22 protein-coding genes and 1 pseudogene are annotated in these 21,556 nt (G+C 70.6%); 7 read left to right on the forward strand and 16 right to left on the reverse strand.

The window, feature by feature from the left end; genetic code table 11:
• The first annotated feature begins 37 nt into the window (after window positions 1–37).
• Both QF027_RS04645 and QF027_RS04650 read left to right on the forward strand, forming a co-directional pair.
• Complete coding sequence (locus QF027_RS04645) at window positions 38–1,006, forward strand: acetylxylan esterase (protein ID WP_307072812.1); 969 nt, start codon at window positions 38–40, stop codon at window positions 1,004–1,006.
• Window positions 1,007–1,105: 99 nt separating this feature from the next.
• Window positions 1,106–2,272: a serine hydrolase domain-containing protein gene (locus tag QF027_RS04650; protein WP_307072814.1), complete on the forward strand. Its 1,167-nt coding sequence runs from the start codon at window positions 1,106–1,108 to the stop codon at window positions 2,270–2,272.
• Window positions 2,273–2,293: 21 nt separating this feature from the next.
• Here the strand turns inward: QF027_RS04650 and QF027_RS04655 are convergent, their stop codons facing one another.
• Together QF027_RS04655 and QF027_RS04660 are read right to left on the reverse strand one after the other, a co-directional pair.
• Window positions 2,294–3,058 carry a class I SAM-dependent methyltransferase gene (locus tag QF027_RS04655; RefSeq protein WP_306985759.1) on the reverse strand — a complete coding sequence of 255 codons (765 nt, stop codon included), beginning with the start codon at window positions 3,056–3,058 and terminating at the stop codon, window positions 2,294–2,296.
• Between the two features lie 5 nt (window positions 3,059–3,063).
• Window positions 3,064–3,555: a PadR family transcriptional regulator gene (locus tag QF027_RS04660; RefSeq protein ID WP_307072816.1), complete on the reverse strand. Its 492-nt coding sequence runs from the start codon at window positions 3,553–3,555 to the stop codon at window positions 3,064–3,066.
• A gap of 86 nt (window positions 3,556–3,641) precedes the next feature.
• On the opposite strand from QF027_RS04660, the pseudogene QF027_RS04665 reads away from it, so the two are divergent.
• Window positions 3,642–3,938, forward strand: a pseudogene (locus QF027_RS04665) (nuclear transport factor 2 family protein); the annotation flags it as partial.
• 156 nt (window positions 3,939–4,094) lie between these two features.
• On the opposite strand, the gene QF027_RS04670 reads toward QF027_RS04665, so the two are convergent.
• Genes QF027_RS04670 through QF027_RS04685 form a run of 4 tightly spaced genes read right to left on the reverse strand, consistent with a single transcriptional unit; the run spans window position 4,095 to window position 6,731 of the window.
• On the reverse strand, window positions 4,095–5,324 hold the full coding sequence (locus QF027_RS04670) for an RNA polymerase sigma factor (protein WP_307072817.1): 1,230 nt from the start codon (window positions 5,322–5,324) through the stop codon (window positions 4,095–4,097).
• On the reverse strand, window positions 5,321–5,662 hold the full coding sequence (locus QF027_RS04675; protein ID WP_307072819.1) for a YciI family protein: 342 nt from the start codon (window positions 5,660–5,662) through the stop codon (window positions 5,321–5,323). The genes QF027_RS04670 and QF027_RS04675 overlap by 4 nt, the downstream gene beginning before the upstream one ends.
• Window positions 5,659–6,321 (reverse strand): YciI family protein, encoded by a 663-nt coding sequence (locus QF027_RS04680; protein WP_307072821.1) that lies wholly within the window; start codon window positions 6,319–6,321, stop codon window positions 5,659–5,661. Before QF027_RS04680 ends, QF027_RS04675 begins: the two co-directional genes overlap by 4 nt.
• A gap of 26 nt (window positions 6,322–6,347) precedes the next feature.
• Window positions 6,348–6,731 (reverse strand): hypothetical protein, encoded by a 384-nt coding sequence (locus QF027_RS04685; protein WP_307072823.1) that lies wholly within the window; start codon window positions 6,729–6,731, stop codon window positions 6,348–6,350.
• Between the two features lie 168 nt (window positions 6,732–6,899).
• Here QF027_RS04685 and QF027_RS04690 point away from each other — a divergent pair, with 168 nt between their 5' ends.
• Together QF027_RS04690 and rho are read left to right on the forward strand one after the other, a co-directional pair.
• On the forward strand, window positions 6,900–7,727 hold the full coding sequence (locus QF027_RS04690; protein ID WP_307072825.1) for a class I SAM-dependent methyltransferase: 828 nt from the start codon (window positions 6,900–6,902) through the stop codon (window positions 7,725–7,727).
• Between the two features lie 240 nt (window positions 7,728–7,967).
• Window positions 7,968–9,104, forward strand: a complete 1,137-nt coding sequence (rho, locus tag QF027_RS04695; protein ID WP_307072827.1) for a transcription termination factor Rho — start codon at window positions 7,968–7,970, stop codon at window positions 9,102–9,104.
• Here rho and QF027_RS04700 read toward each other — a convergent pair.
• Genes QF027_RS04700 through QF027_RS04720 form a run of 5 tightly spaced genes read right to left on the reverse strand, consistent with a single transcriptional unit; the run spans window position 9,101 to window position 13,021 of the window.
• Window positions 9,101–10,069, reverse strand: a complete 969-nt coding sequence (locus QF027_RS04700) for a sugar kinase (RefSeq protein ID WP_307072829.1) — start codon at window positions 10,067–10,069, stop codon at window positions 9,101–9,103. The two genes, rho and QF027_RS04700, sit on opposite strands and share 4 nt — an antisense overlap.
• Window positions 10,066–10,824 carry an amino acid ABC transporter ATP-binding protein gene (locus QF027_RS04705; RefSeq protein WP_306985737.1) on the reverse strand — a complete coding sequence of 253 codons (759 nt, stop codon included), beginning with the start codon at window positions 10,822–10,824 and terminating at the stop codon, window positions 10,066–10,068. The genes QF027_RS04700 and QF027_RS04705 overlap by 4 nt, the downstream gene beginning before the upstream one ends.
• The gene (locus tag QF027_RS04710) at window positions 10,821–11,471 is read right to left on the reverse strand and encodes an amino acid ABC transporter permease (RefSeq protein ID WP_307072831.1); all 651 of its coding nucleotides are present in this window, start codon (window positions 11,469–11,471) and stop codon (window positions 10,821–10,823) included. The genes QF027_RS04705 and QF027_RS04710 overlap by 4 nt, the downstream gene beginning before the upstream one ends.
• The gene (locus tag QF027_RS04715; RefSeq protein ID WP_307072833.1) at window positions 11,471–12,208 is read right to left on the reverse strand and encodes an amino acid ABC transporter permease; all 738 of its coding nucleotides are present in this window, start codon (window positions 12,206–12,208) and stop codon (window positions 11,471–11,473) included. Before QF027_RS04715 ends, QF027_RS04710 begins: the two co-directional genes overlap by 1 nt.
• 21 nt (window positions 12,209–12,229) lie before the next feature.
• Window positions 12,230–13,021 (reverse strand): ABC transporter substrate-binding protein, encoded by a 792-nt coding sequence (locus tag QF027_RS04720; RefSeq protein ID WP_306985734.1) that lies wholly within the window; start codon window positions 13,019–13,021, stop codon window positions 12,230–12,232.
• 253 nt (window positions 13,022–13,274) lie between these two features.
• Here QF027_RS04720 and QF027_RS04725 point away from each other — a divergent pair, with 253 nt between their 5' ends.
• Complete coding sequence (locus tag QF027_RS04725; RefSeq protein WP_306985732.1) at window positions 13,275–14,087, forward strand: IclR family transcriptional regulator; 813 nt, start codon at window positions 13,275–13,277, stop codon at window positions 14,085–14,087.
• A gap of 92 nt (window positions 14,088–14,179) precedes the next feature.
• Window positions 14,180–15,355, forward strand: coding sequence for a D-alanyl-D-alanine carboxypeptidase family protein (locus QF027_RS04730; protein ID WP_307072835.1), 1,176 nt, complete (start codon window positions 14,180–14,182; stop codon window positions 15,353–15,355).
• Window positions 15,356–15,709: 354 nt separating this feature from the next.
• On the opposite strand, the gene QF027_RS04735 is transcribed toward QF027_RS04730, so the two are convergent.
• The 5 genes from QF027_RS04735 to QF027_RS04755 form a co-directional block, all read right to left on the reverse strand.
• Window positions 15,710–16,642 carry a glutaminase gene (locus QF027_RS04735; protein WP_306986816.1) on the reverse strand — a complete coding sequence of 311 codons (933 nt, stop codon included), beginning with the start codon at window positions 16,640–16,642 and terminating at the stop codon, window positions 15,710–15,712.
• Between the two features lie 48 nt (window positions 16,643–16,690).
• Window positions 16,691–18,103, reverse strand: a complete 1,413-nt coding sequence (gene aspA / locus QF027_RS04740) for an aspartate ammonia-lyase (RefSeq protein ID WP_307072837.1) — start codon at window positions 18,101–18,103, stop codon at window positions 16,691–16,693.
• A 113-nt stretch (window positions 18,104–18,216) separates the two neighbouring features.
• Window positions 18,217–19,233, reverse strand: coding sequence for an asparaginase (locus tag QF027_RS04745; RefSeq protein WP_307082279.1), 1,017 nt, complete (start codon window positions 19,231–19,233; stop codon window positions 18,217–18,219).
• 79 nt (window positions 19,234–19,312) lie between these two features.
• Window positions 19,313–20,761, reverse strand: a complete 1,449-nt coding sequence (locus QF027_RS04750) for an amino acid permease (RefSeq protein WP_307072838.1) — start codon at window positions 20,759–20,761, stop codon at window positions 19,313–19,315.
• On the reverse strand, window positions 20,758–21,435 hold the full coding sequence (locus QF027_RS04755) for a FadR/GntR family transcriptional regulator (RefSeq protein ID WP_306986815.1): 678 nt from the start codon (window positions 21,433–21,435) through the stop codon (window positions 20,758–20,760). The genes QF027_RS04750 and QF027_RS04755 overlap by 4 nt, the downstream gene beginning before the upstream one ends.
• Between the last annotated feature and the right edge of the window lie 121 nt (window positions 21,436–21,556).

Below are 21,556 nucleotides of genomic sequence, written 5' to 3' on the forward strand. Positions count from 1 at the left end.
TCATCCGGCACTGTTCCTTTCGCAAAGGCGGTCCTACATGGCCCTGTTCGACCTCCCCATCGACGAGCTGCGCGAGTACCGCAGCGACTCCGCCGAGCCCGAGGACTTCGACGCGTTCTGGTCCAAGACTCTCCAGGAGGCCCGCGAGTTCGACCTGAACGCCCGCTTCGACCTCGTCGACACGGGGCTGACCACGGTCAAGGTGTACGACGTGACGTTCGCCGGGTTCGGCGGCCACCCGGTCAAGGGCTGGTTCACGATCCCTGCCGAGGTCTCCGCCCCGGTGCCGGTGGTCGTGGAGTTCATCGGGTACGGCGGTGGGCGCGGCCTGCCGCACGAGCATCTGCTGTGGGCGTCGACGGGCCGGGCGCACTTCGTGATGGACACCCGTGGTCAGGGCAGTGCCTGGGGCGGCGGTGGCGGCACCGCGGACCCGGTGGCCGGCGCGCCCGCGTACCCCGGCTTCATGACGCGGGGCATCGACGCGCCCGAGAACTACTACTACCGCCGGGTGTTCACGGACGCGGTGCGTGCGGTGGAGGCGGCCCGTTCGCACCCGCTGACCGACCCGGCGCGTACGGTCGTGCTCGGCGGCAGCCAGGGCGGGGGCATCTCGATCGCGGTCGGCGGTCTGGTCCCGGATCTGGCCGCGGTCGCCCCGGACGTGCCGTTCCTGTGCGACTTCCCGCGCGCGGCGACCATGACGGACCGTCACCCGTACCGGGAGATCGGCCTCTACCTCAAGACGCACCGCGGCCGCTTCGAGGACGTCCTCGGCACCCTCGCCTACTTCGACGGCGTGCACTTCGCCGGCCGCGGCCGTGCGCCGGCGCTCTTCTCGGCGGCCCTGGAGGACCAGACCTGCCCGCCCTCCACCGTCTTCGCGGCCTTCAACGCCTGGAGCCACGAGGACAAGGCCATCGAGGTCTACGACTTCAACGACCATGAGGGCGGCGGCCCCTACCAGGAGGCGGCGAAGCTGGGCTGGCTGCGCTCGTACGCCTGAGTCCTGCCGGAGAACTTCCCTCCAGTCCAACCAGTCGGTATGTTCCGGGGATCCCGGGTCGCGTCGCGGCCCGGGCTTCCGGCGACGACGGAGGGCCCCATGTCCGAGCACCAGCCACCTGTCCACGGCCACTGCGACGCGCGCTTCACGGCAGTGCGCACGGCGTTCGAGGAGAACTTCCGGGACCGTGCCGAGCTGGGCGCCGCGGTGAGCGTCGTGGTCGGCGGTGAGACGGTCGTGGACCTGTGGGGCGGCTGGGCCGACGCGGCCCGCACCCGACCCTGGGAGCGCGACACGCTGGTCAACGTGTGGTCGACGACGAAGGGCCCGACGGCCCTGTGCACCCACATCCTCGCCGACCGGGGCCTGCTCGACTTCGACGCCCCGGTCGCCGCCTACTGGCCGGAGTTCGCCGCCGCCGGCAAGGAGAAGGTCCTGGTACGGCACCTGCTGTCGCACCGGGCCGGGCTGTCCGGGCTGCGCGAGCCCCACTCGCTCACCGAGCTCTTCGACTGGCAGCTGACGACGGAGCGGCTCGCGGCGATGCAGCCCTGGTGGGAGCCGGGCACGGTGTCCGGGTACCACGCGTTCACGTACGGCTTCCTGGTCGGGGAGGTCGTCCGGCGGGTCTCGGGGCTGCTGCCGGGCGCCTTCCTGGAGCGGGAGGTGACGGGGCCGCTCGGCATCGACTTCACCATCGGGCTGCCGGAGAAGGAGGCCGGGCGGGCCGCCGAGCTGGTGCATCCGCCGGCCGCGTCGGCAAGCGAACAGGCCGCCATCTTCGCCCAGTTGGCGCCCGCGGCGATCGCCGCGCTGGCCAACCCCGTGGTGGGGGCCGGTGAGGCGAACACACCCGAGTGGCGAGCCGCGGAGATCCCCGCCGCGAACGGCCACGGCACCGCCCGGGCCGTCGCCGCGCTCTACGGGATCTTCGCGGGCCGCGGTGCCCACAACGGCCACCGAGTCCTGTCCCCCGAGGCCGCCGAGCGGGTCCGCGAGAGCCAGGGCAGGTGCCGCGACCTGGTGCTGGGCGCGGGACTCGACAGCGAGACGGAGCTCGGGCTCGGCCTGTGGCTGAGTGGACCGAACGGCTCGTACGGGCCGAATCCCCGGGCCTTCGGACACGACGGCTTCGGCGGATCGTGCGGTCTGGCCGATCCCGAGGCGGGGGTCTCACTGGGCTACGTGATGAACCGGATGGGTCCTCACATCGCCGACGATCCCCGCAAGACGGCGCTGATCGACGCCTTGTACAGCGTGCTGTGACGGCGGGATGTCCGCGACGATTCACGACGGCCCGGACACGGTGGATGTCCTGGCCGCCTGGACGGGACGCCGCGCCACGACCATCCGGACCCGTGGGCTGCCGTCCCGGCGCACGCCGAACTCGGGCAGGGCGTACAGCTCCACGCGAAGGCCGGCCCCTTCCAGTTCCCGTCGTACGTCCCCGAGCCGGAAGGCCCGGTAGTACATGACGAACGGCGGCCGCCAGAGGGCGTTGCGCACCCGCATAGCGGCATCGAAACCGAGGAGCGTCCAGTAGGCGGGAGACGAGGGGCGGGGAGGGGCGACGACCGGGAAGGCGAAAGTGCCGCCCGGCCGGAGCACCTCGCGGGTCCGGGCGAACAGGCCGGGCAGTTCGGGTGGCAGGAAGTGCCCGAAGGCCCCGAAGCTCACGACGAGGTCGAAGGAGGCGGGGGCGAACGGCAGGGCACGCGCGTCACCCCGCACCCAGGACACGCGCGGCCCCCCGGACCGCGTCCGCTTTCCGGCCACGTCGAGCATCCCGGCGCTGAAGTCGACCCCGGTCACACTCTCCCGGCAGACCCGCGTCAGCACCCGGGCTCCGGCGCCGGTGCCGCAGCACAGGTCGAGCCCGGCGTCGAAGGGGCCCATGCGGCGGAGCGCGGACGCGACCGCGTCCAGCACCGAGTCCGGCGTACGGAAGGGCGTGTGGTCGAACTTGGGGGCGAGCAGGTCGTAGCCGCGCTCGACGGACGACAGCGCCTGGACGGCGAGTTCACGGAAGCTGGGGCCTTCTGGGCTGAACATCCGCGTCAGCTTAGGGGAGCGCGGCGATTCAGGATGGCAAGAGCGCGTTCGCACCAGCGGATGGTGTCCGTCTCGAAGGCGATTCCGCCGATGAGCGTGAGGTAGGGGCCGATCCGCTCGGCCTCCGCGAGATAGTGCTCTTCGGTGCGGCCGTCCAGGAGCCTCTTCCGTACGCGCTCGTAGCGGGCGAGTTTTCCGCGGGCCCAGGACATGCGCTCCTCGATCAGCGCCCGGGTGGCCTCGGGGTCGGCGCCGTCCATGGCCTGGATCTTGATCAGGAACTCGTCGCGGAGGGCGGCCGGTCTGCGGGGCGGTTCAGCGGCGAACGCGCTCAGCTCGAGTCGACCGGTCTCGGTGAGGGTGAACAGCCGCTTGTTGGGCCTGCGTTCCTGCTGCACCACGCGGGCCTCGATCAGCCCGTCCTGCGCCAGTCGTTCCAGCTCGCGGTAGAGCTGCTGAGGTGTCGCGGGCCAGAAGTCGGCGTACTTGAGCGACATATGGACACGCTAGCAGTAGGTGATTAATCTACTCAACAAATTGACTATGGAGGCTCGATGCGAGCGTTTCGAGAAGCGGTCGAAGCAAGGCCATCACGGCGGCGATCCTGGGCGCTGTCGTCAAGGTCTTCGAGGACTTCCGCTATGTGAGTGAGCTGAGCAGCGAGGACGGCCGCGACCATGCGCTGGTGTTCGCGACCCGGGTCGGCGAACGGGCGCTGGACGGCTGCGACTTCATCCACCTCGACGAGAACGGCCTGATCGACCGGCTGATGGTGATGGTCCGTCCGCTGTCGGGCGCGCAGGCCCTGGCGGCGGCCATGGGGGCGCGGTTCGAGCAGATCGCGAGGGAGGCGGAGGCGAGGGTCGCGTCCGCCTCCTGAGACGTCTCGGTCCCGTCGACCGTGAGCGTGCGTCGCCACCGCGTCCCGGCTGCTGTCCCCGTAGTGCACGACGGCCGCCGGAAGAAGATCCGGCGGCGGCCCAGCAGGTCCGCGAGCCACTCGTCACCCATGGAGCGCCGCAGCGACGAACGGCCGTTAAGTGGATCGACACTCCCCGAGGCGCTTTTCGAGGAAGTGCCGCTCGGCGTCGTTCTCCACCAATTCCAGGGCGCGCTCGTACGCCTGCGCCGCCTCGGTCGTACGGCCGCTGCGGCGCAGCAGGTCGGCGCGCGTGGCCGGAAGCAGGTGGTAGCCGCTCAGCTCACCCTCCCGCTCCAGTTCCGCGACCAGCGCCAGTCCGGCGTCCGTGCCCTCTGCCATGCCGACGGCCACCGCGCGGTTGAGGCGGACCACGGCCGAGGGCACGAAGCGGACCAGCTCGCCGTAGAGAGCCGCGATGTCGGCCCAGTCGGTGTCCTTCGCCGTGGCGGCGGTGGTGTGACAGGCGGCGATGGCGGCCTGGATCTGGTACGGCCCGGGACGGCCGCGGCGCAGCGCTGTCTCCAGCAGGGCGGCGCCCTCGTCGGCCTCGGCGTGGTCCCACGCGGTGCGGTCCTGGTCCTCCAGCGTCACCAGTTCGCCGTCCGCGTCCACACGGGTCTCGCGGCGGGCGTCGTGCAGGAGCAGCAGCGCGAGCAGACCGAGGGCCTCGGGTTCGTCGGGCATCAACCGGGCCAGCACGCGGGCCAGCCGGATCACCTCCGCGCACAGGTTCCGACGTACGAGATCGGCCCCCGAGGCGGCCGCGTACCCCTCGTTGAACAGCAGGTAGATCACGCCGAGCACGCCGGTCGTGCGCTCGGGCAGGAGGTGGGCGGGCGGTACGCGGTAGGGGATGCCGGCGTTGCGGATCTTCTTCTTGGCGCGCACCAGGCGCTGTGCCATCGTCGCCTCGGGGACGAGGAAGGCGCGGGCGATCTCCGGTGTGGTCAGGCCCGCGAGGGTGCGCAGGGTCAGGGCGACCCGGGCCTCGATGTGCAGCGCGGGGTGGCAGCAGGTGAAGATCAGCCGCAGCCGGTCGTCCTGGACGCCGCTGTCGTCGTACGGCTCCTCGGGTGCCGTGAGCATCGCCGCCTCCCGTAGTTTCCGTGCCCCGACCGCCTCCCGGCGCAGTACGTCCATGGCCCGGTGGCGGGCGGTCGTGGTGAGCCAGGCGCCGGGGCGGCGCGGGACGCCGTCCCGCCGCCACCGGTCGAGGGCCTGGGCGAAGGCGTCCTGGGCGCACTCCTCGGCGAGGTCCCAGTCGCCGGTCACCCGGATCAGGGTGGCGACGACCTGGCCCCACTCCTCCTGGAAGGCGGCTGCGACCGCCTCTTCAGCCGTCACTCCCACACTGGCCGTACTTCCACCGAGCCGCCCCCGAGCGCCGCCGGATGCCGGGACGCGAGGGAGATCGCCTCGTCCAGGTCGGCGACCTCGACGATGTCGATGCCGGCGATGTACTCCTTGGACTCGATGAACGGCCCGTCGGTGAGCAGGACCTCGTCGCCCTGGACGCGCACGGTGGTGGCGTCGGAGGCGGGGCGCAGACGGGCGCCGCCCTTGACGAGGTCGCGGCTGCGGACCTCCTCGATGTAGGAGGTGAAGCGGGGGTCGTCGGCGATCTCGGCGGGGCTCAGTTCCGCGCCGCCCACGGGGGTGCAGATCAGCAGGGCGTACTTCATGAGGTGGCCTCCGTGACGTGTTCGTGGACGATCAGCCAGCGCGGACCGACGTTGCGGTAGCCGGTGGTGACGCGCAGCAGGTTTCCGTCGGTGCGGATGAGGGCGTGGCCGAACGCGATGCTCTCGTCGACGTGGACCCGGAACTCCAGCACCTCGCGGTTGACCGGCCCCACCGCCTCCCTGGCCTTGCGGAGCGCCTCGACGCCCTTGCGGTGTCGGCCGTTCTCCACGACCTCCGCGTGCCACGCGTAGCAGGCGATCACCCGCTCGACGTCGCCCGAGCGCGCCGCGTCCGTCAGTTCGGCGTCGAGGCGGCGGATCTCCCCCTCCGCATCCTCGTCCTCCCAGAAGGGGCGCACCTCCATCGCGCCGACCGTGGCCACGGGGTGCTTCGCGGCCGCCTCGATCGCCTCCTCCAGGCTGTCGCACTCCAGGATGTCGAAGCCGGCGACGTACTCCTTGGTCTCCGCGAACGGCCCGTCGGTGCGCAGCACTTCACCGCCGCGCACCCGCACGGTGACCGCGTCGGCGGGCAGCGCGAGCCGGTGCCCGTGCTGCCGTACGCCACGGTCCCCGAGTTCCTCGACCCAGGGTTCGACGGGGGCCATGTCCGAGGCGTCGTTGGTGTCGTCGCCGCAGACGAGCAGCATGTACTTCATGGATCCTCCCGGTCCTCATGAGCTTCCTACACCCACCCGACGAACAGGACCGACCCGAATCGACACCGACGCGCAGGAAAAAATGAGGGGCCGGAGATCCGGCCTCTCATGTCGGTCTCTACGTCGGCTGCCCGGGCCGTCGGCCGCACCGCCGCCTCCGTGGTCGAACGCGCCACGTTCCCGCGCACCAGCAGCAGGGTGACCAGCGCGCCGAGCAGGGCGCAGCCGCAGATCACCACGCCGACGGCCATGCCGTGGGCGAGCGCGTCCTGGGCGGCTGCCCGGGCGCTGTCGCTGCCTGCGTTGACGACGGCGAGAGGCCCGGCGGCCGCCTGCATGCCCGCGTCGGCTCCGGAGAGCCAGCCGACCAGTGCGGAGGAGGCGAGGCTCATCGCCACCGTGCTGATCACGACCGGGCCGAGGCCATGGCCGAACCTTGTCCCAGACCGCCCTGATGCGGTGCCGGCAGCGCAGGGAGGGCCGCTCGCCGGAACAAGAAATGCGTCACCGAATCGCCGTCGGGCGTTCGCATGGCTCGTATGCGACGCGTCGCGGCCCGCTCGCGGTTGGATGGTGCCATGACGTCCGACGAGCACGCGCGGCTGATGCGGGCCAACCAGGCCAACTGGGACGCCCGCACCCCCGTCCACCTCGCCAGCCGGTTCTACGGCCTCGACGAGGACCTCGATCCCGAGCGCTGGTTCGCCGCCTTCGAGTGGGAGGACCTCGGCGACCTCACCGGCCGTGACGTGCTCCACCTCCAGTGCCATCTCGGCACGGAGACTCTCGCCCTGGCCCGCCGTGGCGCCCGCGCGGTGGGGCTCGACTTCTCAAAGGCGTCGGTGGCGGCCGCGACCGCCGTCGCGGCGCGGGCGGACGTGGCCGTCGAGTACGTACAGGCGAACGTCTACGACGCCGTCGAGGCGTTGGGCGGGCGGCGTTTCGACGTCGTCTACACCGGCAAGGGCGCCCTGTGTTACCTCCCCGACCTCGAGCGATGGGCAGGCGTGATCGCCCAACTGCTGCGGCCGGGCGGCCTGTTGTACGTCGTCGAGTTCCATCCGCTGCTCAACTCGCTGGGCCCGAAGCCCGCCCCGGGCGAGGGACCCGAGCTGCTGCTGCGCCACGACTACCTGGGTGGCGAGGGACCCGTGCACCGGGACGCGACCCGCACCTACACCGATGGCCCGCCCGTCGAGGGGGCCACCGAAAGCTACGAGTGGATGCACGGAATAGGTGAGGTCCTGGGCGCGTTGACAAGGGCAGGACTGAGTGTCCGGCGACTCCGGGAGAGCGAGGAGCTGCCGTGGCCCCGCTGGCCCCACATGAACCGCACGCCGTCCGGCTGGTGGCGGCTTCCCGAGCCGCGGATCCCACTTCTCTACGGACTTCTGGCCCACCGCTGACAGCCGCGTGCTACTCTGCCGACAGCACTTGTGTACGCCCTGCTGTGGGCGCCGGTGCCAGTTCCTCCTCAGTTCGCCGGTCGATGCACCGGCTTCTCCTCACCACCTCGTGATCAGTGGCCCTGCCACACCCGGGGTGCTGTTTCCCGCCGCCGAAGGCGCTGCGCGCCTTCCCTCTCGCGGCTTCCCCCCTTCCTTCCGCATGTCCCATGCCTTCCGTCCTCGAAAGGACCGACCACCATGACCACCACTCTCGAACACCCTCCGGTCCAGCAGCAGCCCCCGGTCCGGGCCGTCACCGGCGTCCTCGACATCGACGCGAGCGGGAAGGGCCACCTGCGCACCGCCGGCCTGCTGCCCTCGCCCACCGACCTCCAGGTCTCCCCCGCACTGATCCGCAGGTTCGGCCTGCGCAAGGGGGACCTCGTCGACGGGGTGCGCGGCAGCCAGCGCGCCCTCACCGAGGTCGCCCGGGTCAACGGCCGCGCGCCTGGCACGAACCGTCGGGCCTTCCGCGACCTGACTCCGCTGCACCCGCGCGAGCGGATCCGTCTCGAACACCCGGCGTCCGGCCTGACCGGGCGGGTCGCCGATCTGATCGCACCCGTCGGCAAGGGCCAGCGCGGGCTGATCGTGGCCCCGCCCAAGACCGGCAAGACCGTCCTGCTCCAGCAGATCGCGGCCGCCGTCGCCGGCAACCACCCGGAGTGCCGCCTGATGGTGGTGCTGCTCGACGAACGCCCCGAGGAAGTCACCGACATGCGGCGCTCCGTGCGCGGCGAGGTGTACGCCTCGACGTTCGACCGCACGCCGAAGGAGCACATCGCGCTCGCCGAGCTGGTGATCGAACGGGCCAAGCGGCTCGTCGAGGCCGGCGAGGACATCGTGATCCTGCTCGACTCCCTGACCCGGCTGTGCCGGGCCCACAACAACGCGGCCCCCGGCAACGGCCGCACCCTCAGCGGTGGCGTCGACGCCACGGCGCTGATCGGGCCGAAGAAGTTCTTCGGCGCCGCCCGGCTGGCCGAGGAGGGCGGCTCGCTCACCATCCTCGCCACCGCCCTGGTGGAGACCGGCTCGCGCGCCGACGACTTCTACTTCGAGGAGCTCAAGAGCACCGGCAACATGGAGCTCCGGCTGGACCGCGAGCTCGCCTCCCGGCGCGTCTTCCCGGCCGTCGCCATCAACCCCTCCGGCACCCGCCGCGAGGAACTCCTTCTGCCCTCAGCCGAGTTGGCGACGGTGCACGGTCTGCGCCGGGCACTGCAGAGCCGGGACGGCCAGGCCAATCTCGAGACCCTCCTGGAGCGCATGCGCGAGACACCGGACAACGCGACCTTCCTGCGCCGGATCCAGCCGACACTGCCCGCGGGCTAGCCGAGGCGCAGCGTCGACCACTCCTCCTCGTCCAGGGTGAGCAGACCATCGAGTTCGGCCCGGTCGGGTGCCGTGGGCACGTCGCCGCCGGTGGCCAGAGCCGCGGCGGCCATCAGATGGCCCAGACGCAGGGCGACCGCCGTCCCTCTGCCTTCGAGGTGGGCCGCGAGATATCCGGCCGCGAAGGCGTCGCCGGCGCCCACACGTTCGACGATCCGCGAGTCCGGTGCGGCGACGAACACCTCCCCACCGTCGGCGGTGTACGCCGTGGCGCCGCGTTCCGCGTCCTTGACGACGATGACGGCGGCGGGTGCGAGCAGGTCGCGGATCTCCTCCGGCTTTGCGGTGCCCCAGAGGGTCTCCGCCTCGTCACGTCCGACGAAGACGATGTCGGCGCGGCGGGCCGGCTCCAGCAGGGCGGTCGCCGGGTCCCGATGTCTCCACAGAGCGGGGCGGTGGTTGACGTCGAAGGAGACGGTCGCGCCAGGGACGGCCCTGCGGACGACGATCTCCGCGACCAGATCCGCGCAGCTGTCCGAAAGGGCCAGGGTGATGCCGCTGAGGTGCAGCAGCCGGGCGTGGCACGCCTTCGCGAGGCCGGCGCTCATGCGGGTGGCCGCGGAGCCCCTGCGGTAGTAGTACGTGCCGGTGCCCGCCGGGCCGGTGTCCTTGAGATACACGCCGGTCGGACGGTCCGGATCGATCTCGACACCACGGACGTCGACCCCCCGGCCCTTGAGGTCCGCCAGAACGCGTCGGCCGAGCGGATCGTCGCCGACGCGGCTCACCCAGGCCACGCGGTGCCCCAGGGCGGCAAGCCCGCAGGCCACGTTGGACTCGGCGCCGCCCACCTCCAGGCGGAGGGCGTGCTGTCGTTCCAGGGGCTCCTCGTCGGGCGGGACGAGGACGGCCATGGTCTCGCCGAGGCAGACGACTTCCGCCGAGGCGTTGTCGCGAGCCCTCACGTGTCGAGCACCCGGTGCAGGAACTGCTGGGTGCGGGCCTCGGCGGGACTGCCGAACACCTGCTCCGGCGACCCCTGTTCGAGGACTACCCCGCCGTCCATGAACACGACCCGGTCGGCGGTGTCCCGCGCGAACCGCATCTCGTGGGTGACGACGACCATGGTCATACCGTCCTCGGCGAGGGACCGCATGACCCCGGTGACCTCGCCGACCAGTTCCGGGTCGAGTGCGGACGTCGGCTCGTCGAAGAACATGATCGCCGGGTCCATGGCGAGCGCACGGGCGATGGCGACCCGCTGCTGCTGGCCGCCGGAGAGCTGGGCCGGATAGGAGTCGGCCTTGTCGGCGAGCCCCACCCGGGCCAGCGCGGCCCGCCCCCGCTCCTCGGCCTGCGCCTTGCCCAGCTTGCGCACCTTCGACAGCGCGAGGGTGACGTTCCCCAGCGCGGTCTTGTGCGGGAACAGGTTGAACTGCTGGAAGACCATGCCTACATGACCGAAGATCTCCGACGCTCGCTTGCGGTCGTGCAGGGGGACGTCGTTCACCCACACCTCGCCGCTGTCGGCGCGCTCCAGGTCGGACATGATCCTCAGCAGGGTGGACTTGCCGGATCCGCTGGCGCCGATGAGGACGACGACCTCCCCGGGTTCGACGTCGATGTCGACGCCTTTGAGGACCTCCAGGTCCCCGAAGCGCTTGTGGACGCCGGTCAGGCGGACGCTCGCCGTCCGCCGGTCCGTGAGGGTGCTGGTCATGCGGTGACAGCCTTTCTCTCCATCCGCCGTACCAGGACCGACAGCGGGTAGCAGATGACGAAGTACAGGGCGGCGACGGCGAGATAGGAGGTCGTCGGGTCGCCGACGCGGTCGATGACGGCCTGTCCCTGGCGGATCAGTTCGACATAGCCGATGACCACGGCGATCGAGGTGTCCTTGATCAGGGAGAGGTACTGCCCGACCAGCGGCGGCAGCACGATCGCCCGGGTCTGGGGCAGGATCACCCCGCCGAAGGTCTGCACCCGGCTCAGGCCGAGCACCCGGGAGGCCTCCCACTGACCGCGCGGGACGGCCTCGATGCCGGCGCGGAAGACCTCCGCGATGTAGGCGCCCTGATAGAGGGTGAGGGCGAGCAGGGCCGCGCCGAAGACGCTGATGGCGAACCCGCTCAGATAGGCGGCGCCGAAGTAGATGAAGAGCATCTGGATCAGCAGCGGGGTCCCGCGGAACACCTCCAGGTAGCCGCGGGCGAGTTGGGCCAGCACAGGGATCCGGCTGGTGCGCACGGCCGCGACGAGCAGACCGACGAGCGTGGCGGTGGCGATGGCCGCGAGCGACAGCAGGACGGTGGACCACAGCCCGTCGACGTACAGAGCACGGTTGGACCAGATGACCGACCAGTCCATCAGGCCTCCTTGCGTCGAGGGAGCACCGGCAGCAGTCGGCGTACGGCGTCCAGCGGCTTCGGACGTACGGCGGCGGGGCGCAACGGCGGCTTGAACGCCACGCGTCCGACGAGGCCGGCCACGAACACGACCAGGTTGGTCATGATCAGGTAGCACACCGCGGCGATGCCGAAGACCTGAACCGTCAGCAGCGTGCGGGAGTTGATGACCATGGCCGTGCCGGTGAGTTCGGGGACGGATATCGCCGACAGCAGCGACGAGCCGAGGATGATCTGGACGAGCTGGTTGACCACGGCCGGGTAGACGTTGCGCAGCGCCTGCGGCAGCACCACGTGGACGAAGGTGCGTGACTGGCCGAGGGCCAGGACGCGGGCCGCCTCGCGCTGGCCGCCGGGAACGGCCTGGATGCCGGCGCGGAAGATCTCGGTGAGATACGCGCCCACGTTCAGGCCGAGGGCGAGCACCCCGGCTTGTACCGGGCTGAGCCTGAGCCCGGCGGAGGGCAGGGCGAAGTAGGCGACAAACATCTGGAGCAGGACGGGGGTGTTGCGGATGACCTCGACGTACACGGCGGCCGAGGCCCGCAGAACCAGGTGACGGGATCTGCGGGCGGCGGCGCCGAGCATGCCGAGGGCGCACGCGAGGGCGAAGGCCTCCAGCGACAGACGCAGCGTCAGCCAGGCCGCGTCGACGTAGGTGTGCCAGTCCCGCAGGGCGTACTCCCAGTCGGTGAGCATACGTACTCCTCAACGGGCCGTTCAGTAGGAGGGGTTGAGCGGGAACGGGCGACTGACGCCGAACCACTTCTTGTAGACGGCGTCGGCCTGGCCGGAGGTGTTGAACTCGCGCAGCCAGGTGTTGACCCACTGGAGCCAGGTGGCGTCGCCGAGCTGGACGCCGATGCCGTTGTACTCGAGCGGCACGACGGAGTCCTTGGTGACCTTGAGCGAGGAGTCCAGCTTGGCCTGGTAGTTGAGGAAGTTGGAGTCCTCCACCATGGCGTCGGCCTGGCCCTGCTTGACCGCGAGGACGGCCGCGGCGGAGGTGTCGTACTCCTGGATCTTCGCCTGGGGGTTGCCCGCCTTGACTGCGTCGCCGTTGGTGGAGCCCTTGGTGACGGCGACGGTCTTGCCGCTGAGGTCCTTGATCGTCGAGATGCCGCTGGACTTCTTCACCAGCAGCGTCTCTCCCGCCACGATGTACGGGTCGCTGAAGGAGACCTGCTTGGCGCGCTCGGCGGTGGTGGTGAAGTTGCAGACGACCGCATCGACCTTCTTGGTCTGCAGGTTCGGGATGCGGTTGGCGGAGGTCGTGTCGACGACCTTCACCTTGACGCCGAGGGCCGTGGCCATCGCGGTGGCGACGTCGACGTCGAAGCCCTGCGGCTTGTTGTCCTTGCTGAGCGAACCGAACGGCGGGAACGTCAGACAGCTGGCGACGTTCAGCGTGCCCCGCTTGATCACCTGCTGGAGGGTCGAGGACTGCGCGGAGGCACCCGCGGTCGTACCGCTGGCAGAGCTGCACGCGGACAGCGACGCGGCGGCGGTCACACTGGCACAAATCACCATCAACGAACGGGTACGGTGACGGAATCTCATGAGGAAACACCCTTCGGGGGCACACACGGGGGCGGGGAGGGCGAAGAGAGGGGCGATCGACATCGATCAAGAGTGACGTTCTGCATTGCAAAACAACGTTTCGTAATGCGTTGCGCAGAAGCTAGCCCCGCCCTTTCGCACCCGTCAACCATCGATTTCAATATGTGACACGCCGTTTTGCTATGCAGCACGTTAGGATGCGCGCATGGCCCCCCATGACGAGACCTCGCCCCGCCGCAACGCCTCCTCCTCCCTGCGCCGCGCTCTCGGCATCCTGATGTACCTGGCCGAGGAGCGGAGTCATCCGCACGGCGCCACGCTCACCGACCTCTCCGCCGGACTGGACATGAGCAAGAGCACCGTGCTGCGGCTGATCGCACCCTTCAAGGACCTACGGCTGGTCGACCAGGACCCGGAGTCCGGCCGTTACCGTCTCGGGCCGCAGAACGCCCTGCTCGGCCAGGCCTATCTGGAGCGCCGCGACACCCGGCAGATCACCGCGCCCGTGCTGCACCGGCTCGCGGAGGAGAGCGGCGAGACGGTCCACCTGGTGAGCTTCGACCCGCCGGAGATCGTGTACATCGACAAGGTCGAGAGCCCCCGCGCGGTCCGCATGCACTCCCGCATCGGCGGCCGGCTGCCCGCCTACTGCACGGCCACCGGCAAGGTGTTCCTCGCACACTCCGGGGACGACGTGGTCGACGGCGTGATCGCGGCGGGCCTGCCCGCCCGCACGCCGGCCACCATCACCTCGCCCGACCGACTGCGCGCCGAACTCGACCTCATCCGCCGACGCGGTTACGCCGTGGACGACGTGGAGAACGAGCAGGACATCCGCTGTGTCGCCGCACCGGTGCACGACCACACCGGCGCGGTCACCACGGCCGTCAGCATCTCGGGCCCCGCGGCCCGGGTCACCCGCGAGCGCCTCCCCGATCTGGGCACTCTGCTCATGACCGCCACGCGCACCATCACTGCCGATCTGGGCGGCACGGCACCGCAGGCTTCGCAGGACTGACACGCCGGGCGGTGTGCGGCATCCGGGTGCTCTCGGCCGCCCCACGGCCCGGCCAGCGCGATGCAGGGACGGTCCGTTCCTAGCTTTGCGGTATGACTATCGGATTTCCCTCCCGGTTGGCCGTCTCGGCCTGCGCACTGTGCATGACGGGACTTCTGGTGTGCGCCCCCGCGACGGCGGCCGCGCACACGGGCTCCGACCCCGCCGCGCCCGGCGGACCACTGGCCGCGGCCGCTTCGCCCGATCTGCTGTACCACTCCGGCACCCAGGTCCGGCCGCACCGGGGCGCGCCACGGGTCCCGGACGTGTCCGCGCTGTCGTGGGTGGTGGCCGACGCCCACAGCGGGGAGGTCCTCGCGGCGCACGACGCCCACCGCAGGCTGCCGCCGGCCAGCACGCTCAAGACCCTGTTCGCCCTGACCGTCCTGCCGGTGCTGCCGGGCGGCCTCAGGCACACGGTCGGCGCGGAGGACCTCGCGGGCATCGGGCCCGGCAGCAGTCTCGTCGGGGTCGCCGAGGGACGGACCTACCAGGTGGCCGACCTGTGGCGCGGGGTCTTCCTCAACTCCGGGAACGACGCCGTGCACGTCCTGGCCCGGCTCAGCGGCGGCTGGCGTACGACGGCCACCCGGATGCAGGCCACGGCGCGCGCCCTGGGCGCCCGTGACACCCACGTCCGCTCCCCCGACGGCTACGACACCCCGGGTCAGGTCTCCTCCGCGTACGACCTCGCGGTCTTCGGCCGGGCCGGGCTGCGCAACGCGGACTTTGCGCGATACTGCGGCACGGCCGAGGCGATGTTCCCCGGCCGGGGCGGATGGTCGTACGGGATCCGGAACACCAACCGGCTGCTGACCGGCGCCGACGGGGTGGAGCCCTACGACGGGCTGATCGGGATCAAGAACGGCTATACGAGTCATGCCGGCAACACGCTCGTCGCCGCCGCCCGCCGGGGCGGCCGGACGCTGGTCGTGACGGTGATGAACCCTCAGTCGGGCGGTGGCTTCGCGGTCTACGAGGAGGCGCGCCGGCTGCTCGACTGGGGGTTCGGCGCGGCGGGGCGGGTGGATCCGGTGGGCTCGCTGGACGCGCTGCGGGCGAGACCGCGGCCGGGACCCGACGCCGTACCGGTCGCGGCGGCGGTCGCGGCGCACGACGACGGGCCGGGCTGGCTGGAGACCTGGGCCATCCTGGGTGCCGCCGGACTCGGTGCGGGGTCGATGGCCGTGGCCCTGCGGAACCGGGTCGGGGGTGCGGCTCGCGGCTGACCCACCGGCAGCCACAGCAGCAGGCCCAGGGTGATCCAGGTGCAGGTGTTGCTGCCGAGGAAGCCGTCGATGCCCGACGCGTCGTCGAACCACAGCCACACCACGCTGGTGCGCAGCACGGCGTACAGGGTGCCCGCGATCCGGGAGGTGCCCGGTACGCGCGAGCACGGCGAAGGAGGGCAACGGCCACACCAGGTGGTGCACCCAGGTGATCGGGCTCACCAGACACACGGTCAGCCCGGTCAGCGCGAACGCTGCCGCCCAGTCCCCCGCCACCACGGTGCGCGTCGGCCGGTGCCGACCAGACCGAGGACCTGGCAGCGACGGAGATCCACGGGGATGGGCTCTCCCCTCTCAGAACACGGAGAGACCGGTCAGCGTCGTGAACCTGTCCAGGGCCGCCACCCCCGCCACGGAGTTGCCCCGCTCGTCCAGACCCGGGCTCCATACGCACAGGGTGCAGCGGCCCGGGACCACCGCGATGATGCCACCGCCCACACCGCTCTTGCCGGGCAGGCCCACGCGGTAGGCGAAGTCACCCGCCGCGTCGTACGTCCCGCAGGTCAGCAGCACCGCGTTGACCTGCTTGGCCTGGCTCTGGGTGAGCAGCCGCGTGCCGTCGGCGCGCACACCGTGCCGGGCCAGGAACGTGGTGGCCAGGGCGAGGTCGGCGCAGGAGGCCCGGAGGGAGCACTGGCGGAAGTACTGGTCGAGCAGGACCGGGATGTCGTTGTCGATGTTGTCGTACGCGGCCATGAAATGGGCCAGGGCGGCGTTGCGGTCGCCATGGGCGGACTCGGAGGCGGCCACCTCCTCGTCGAAGTCCAGGGCTGGGTTGCCGCTCTCCGCGCGCAGGAACGACAACAACTCGCCCGCCGCGTCCCCGGTACGGGTGTGGAGGCGGTCGGTGACCACCAGCGCGCCCGCGTTGATGAACGGGTTGCGCGGGATGCCGTTCTCGTACTCCAGCTGGACGAGGGAGTTGAAGGGGTTGCCGGAGGGCTCGCGGCCCACGTGCTCCCAGAGTTCGTCGCCCTCCCGGGCCAGGTCGAGCGCGAGGGTGAAGACCTTGGTGATGGACTGCGTGGAGAACGGCTCGCGCCAGTCCCCGACGCCGTACACCGTGCCGTCCAGCTCCGCGACGGCCATGCCGAAGCTGCGCGGATCGCAGGCCGCGAGCGCCGGGATGTAGTCGGCGGGGCGGCCGCGGCCGGGGGTCCGTTCGATCTCGGCGGCGATGCGCTCCAGGACCGGTTGGAAGGCGAGCGACGACGTCATGATCACTATTGTGCCTCCGGGTCGGTCCTGGTGCGTGTCACCGTAGGTCGGGCGCCGTCAGGCCAGTGGGGAGCCGCTGCCCGCCAGCACTTCCGGCCGCAGCAGGTCGGCGAGTGTCTCGGCGGGCAAGAGGCCCTTTTCCAGGACGAGTTCGGCCACTCCCCGGCCGCTGACGAGGGCCTCCTTGGCGATGTCGGTGGCGGCCGTGTACCCGATGTGCGGGTTGAGGGCGGTGACCAGGCCGATGGAGTTCTCGACCGTCCGGCGCAGCGCCTCGGTGTTGGCGGTGATGCCGTCCACGCAGCGTTCGGCGAGGGTGAGGCAGGCGGCACGCAGGTGGGTGATGGACTCCGACAGGGAGTGCAGGATGATCGGCTCGAAGGCGTTGAGCTGGAGCTGTCCCGCCTCCGCGGCCATCGTGATGGTCACGTCGTTGCCGATCACCTCGAAGGCGACCTGGTTGACGACCTCCGGGATCACCGGGTTGACCTTTCCCGGCATGATCGACGAACCCGCCTGTACCGGCGGCAGGTTGATCTCACCCAGTCCCGCACGCGGCCCCGACGACAGCAGCCGCAGGTCGTTGCAGCTCTTGGAGAGCTTGACCGCAACCCGCTTGAGCACACCGGACATCTGCACGAACGCACCGCAGTCCTGCGTCGCCTCCACCAGGTTGGCCGCCGTGACCAGCGGCAACCCGGTGATGGCGGCCAAGTGGCGCCGGGCCGACTCGGCGTACCCGGCGGGAGCATTGAGCCCTGTCCCGATCGCCGTGGCACCGAGGTTGATCTCCTGCATCAGCTGGACGGCCTCGTCAAGACGGGACCGATCCTCGTCAATCATGACGGCATACGCCGAGAACTCCTGGCCCAGCGTCATGGGCACCGCGTCCTGCAACTGTGTACGGCCCATCTTGAGCACCTCGCGGAACTCCACGGCCTTACGCGCGAACGCGTCCTGCAGTACAGCCATCGCCTCGAGCAGTCCACGTACCGCGAACACCGTCGCCGTCTTGACGGCGGTCGGGTAGACGTCGTTTGTCGACTGGCCCAGGTTGACGTCCTCGTTGGGGTGCAGGAACGAGTACTGCCCCTTCTCGTGCCCCAGCAGCTCCAACGCACGGTTGGCGACGACCTCGTTGGCGTTCATGTTGGTCGAGGTGCCGGCCCCGCCCTGGATCACGTCGACCACGAACTGGTCGTGCAGCTTCCCGTCCCGGATCTCCCGGCAGGCCTCGACAATCGCGGCGGCCTTCCTGGGCTCCAGCAGCCCGAGCTCCTCATTCGCCAGCGCGGCGGCCTCCTTGACGGCGGCCAGAGCGTCGATGAGATGCGGGTAGGCGGAAATCGGCGTCCCGGTGATGGGGAAGTTCTCGGTGGCCCGCAGGGTGTGGACACCCCAGTAGGCGTCGACGGGAACATCCCGATCGCCCAGCAGATCGTGCTCACGGCGGCTGACGACGGCGGTCATGAGGGTACGGTTCCTTCTTCCATGGGGATCAGGTGAGTTTTTTTGGGGCGCGGGGAACTGCGCGATCAGTCACAGACGGCCCGCACCCGCCGAACGACAGGTCCGCCCCAGCCCTAGGCGCGAACCGACACGGCAACCGGCTCCAGGGAACGAACGGGCCGCACACGCCCGACCTCAACGCCACCCCCGAGCAGCGCCTCCCCCTGGAACTCCATCAGCAGATCCGCAGAAACCCCGGCCCACGCCAGCGCCGCCGCAGCAACCGGCACCCGCGCCCGATTCGCCCCGTCGGAGATCTTCACGGCGACAGCGCGCCCATCCGGAAGCGCGGCGACCTGAACGCCCTCGAACCCGTCCTTCGCGAGCAGCCCGGGCACGGCCTTCATCAGCGCGGCCACGTCCCGCCCCGCCCCGGACGCCATCTCGGCATGCTCCCGCATCGCGTCGGCGACCCGAGCCTCAGGGGTACCGGGAGCCGCAGAGGTGATCCGTGCGGCGGCCCGGGCAAGGCCGTGCAGCGAGACGGCGAACAGTGGCGCACCGCATCCGTCGACGGTCACCCGCGCGATCCGCTGCCCGGTCAGGTCCTCGACGATCTCGGCGATCGCCTGCTGGAGCGGATGCGAGGGGTCGAGGTACCCCTCGAGAGGCCAGTCGTTGAGCACGCACGTGTACAGCATCGCCGCGTGCTTGCCGGAGCAGTTCTGCGCGAGCCGCGAGGGCGCGCGGCCCTCCCTGATCCACGCGTCCCGGACGGCCGGGTCGAACGGCATGTCCTGGACGTTGCGCAGGGCGTCCTCGGACACACCCGCGAGCTCCAGGATCCGCCGGGCCCCGGCGAGGTGGCGTTCCTCGCCGGAGTGGCTGGCCGCGGTGAGCGAGAGGAGCTCGCCGTCGAGCGGCAGTCCGGCCCGGACCATGGCGACGGCCTGGACCGGCTTGAGCGCGGACCGCGGATAGAACGCGGCCTCGATGTCACCGAGTTGGAAACGGACGTCCCCGTCGCCGTCGAGGACGACGACGGAACCGTAGTGGGTGCCCTCGATCAGCCCACCGCGGATGAGGTGGGCGACGGGAGCGTGGAGGGGTTCACGGACCAGGGGTGCGGCCGCGACGGGACTGCTGTGCATCATTTCCTGCTTCTCCGGGAACGCCACGCGGGTCACGCGTGCGTGCCGGTCGTTTCGGGCTCGGTTTGCGCGCGAGCGATCACGCGCCGGTGGATTCGCTCTCGGTGGAGGTGCGGGAGGCCCTGCCCCGGACGGCGAACCACCCGGCGACCAGTGCCGCGACGATCAGCGGGAGGCACAGCACGGTGGTGCGGCCGGCGCCGCCGTCGGCGTACATGAGGACCAGGACGGAGGCGAGGAAGGCCAGCGTCACGAGTTCGGTCCAGGGGGATCCCGGCAGTCGGTAGCCGGGGCGGGTGAGGTCGCCCTTCTCGGTCTTCTGCCAGAAGAGCAGGTGACAGACCATGATCATGCCCCAGGTGGCGAGGATGCCGATGGCGGCGAAGTTCAGCACGATCTCGAACGCGTCGGCGGGGACCACGTAGTTGAGGCCGACACCGAGGACGCAGATGCCGCTGGTGAGCAGGATGCCGCCGTAGGGGACCTGGCTGCGGCTCATCACGCCGGTGAACTTCGGGGCGGAGCCGGACATCGCCATGGAGCGCAGGATGCGCCCGGTGCTGTACAGGCCGGAGTTGAGCGAGGACATGGCCGCGGTGAGGACGACGAGGTTCATCACACCGCCGGCCGCCGGGATGCCGATGTTGGACAGGACGGTCACGAAGGGGCTCTCGCCCGCGGTGTACCTGTTCCAGGGCAGCAGCATCGAGAGCAGGAGGACCGAGCCGACGTAGAAGACGCCGACGCGCCACATGATCGAGTTGATCGCCTTGGGCATGATCTTCTCGGGGTTCTCGGTCTCGCCCGCGGCGACGCCGACCAGTTCGACCGAGGCGTAGGCGAAGACGACACCCTGGATGATCAGGAGCATGGGCAGCAGGCCGCTGGGGAAGACGCCGCCGTTGTCGGTGATCAGGGACGGGCCGGGGTGGTGGCCGTCGATCGGGTGCTGGGTGACCAGCAGGAAGATGCCGATCAGCATGAACGCCACGAGCGCGCCCACCTTGATGATGGCGAACCAGAACTCCAGCTCGCCGAACATCTTCACCGAGATGAGGTTGACGGTGAGGACGACCGCGAGCGCGATGAGGGCGATCACCCACTGCGGGATGTCGGAGAACATGCCCCAGTAGTGGGTGTAGAGGGCGACGGCGGTGATGTCGGCGATGCCGGTGGTGGCCCAGTTCAGGAAGTACATCCAGCCGGCGACGTAGGCGCCCTTCTCGCCGAGGAACTCCCGGGCGTACGACACGAAGGCGCCGGAGGAGGGCCGGTACAGGACGAGTTCGCCGAGGGCGCGGACGACGAGGAAGGCGAAGACGCCGCAGACCGCGTAGGCGATGAACAGGGAGGGGCCGGCGTCGGCGAGGCGCCCGCCGGCGCCCAGGAAGAGGCCGGTGCCGATCGCGCCGCCGATGGCGATCATGTTGACGTGTCGTGACTTGAGGGACTTGCTGTAGCCCTCGTCTCCGGCGTCGACATGGCCGGAACGTTTCTGCACTCCGTCGTGCAGGGACTGCTCGCTCACGCCTCGGGTCCGCCTTCCGTGGGACTGTCCGTGCGCGGGGAACGCACGATGTCGGTGAGAGTGGTCTCGACGCGGTCGAGGTGGTGGGACATGGCCTCCACCGCGTCGTGCTCGGAACCGTCGATCAGCGCCTCGACGATCGCGCGGTGCTCGCGGTTGGACTGCTCCCGGCGGCCGCCCAGCTCGTTGAGGAACGCCGACTGACGCGCCAGTGCGTCCCGGATCTCCTCGATGACCCGGCGGAAGACCGGGTTCTGGGCGGCCTCGGCCACGGCGAGGTGGAAGAGGGTGTCCATCGCGACCCACGCCGTGGTGTCGGTCTCCCGTTCCATCCGGTCCAGCAGGTGGGCCAAATGATCCAGGTTCTCCGGGGTGCGGCGCCGGGCCGCGTACCCGGCGACCGGGATCTCGACGTGGCGGCGCACCTCCAGGAGGTCGCTGGCCGCGTAGTCGCCGAAGGTGGGGTCCTCCACCGCGTTGGCCACGACGAAGGTGCCCTTGCCCGTCTTGGAGACGGTCAGGCCCATGGTCTGCAGGGCCCTGAGGGCCTCGCGCAGGACGGGCCGGCTGATCTCCAGGGTGCGGCAGAGCTCCGCCTCGGAGGGGAGCTTGTCGCCGATGGCGTACTCCCCCCGCTCGATGGCGTCACGCAGATGCGCCAGCACCGCCTCCATGGCGCTGATGCGTCGCGGAGGCTGACTGGCTGTCCGGCTGTCTGACAGGTTCACGGGAGAGATACTCCGGGCGGCGAGAGGGTGCTGTCAAGGGGACGGACGCACGGGGGTGTGTGGAGTG

It is taken from the genome of Streptomyces canus, assembly GCF_030816965.1.
Lineage (GTDB): Bacteria > Actinomycetota > Actinomycetes > Streptomycetales > Streptomycetaceae > Streptomyces > Streptomyces canus_E.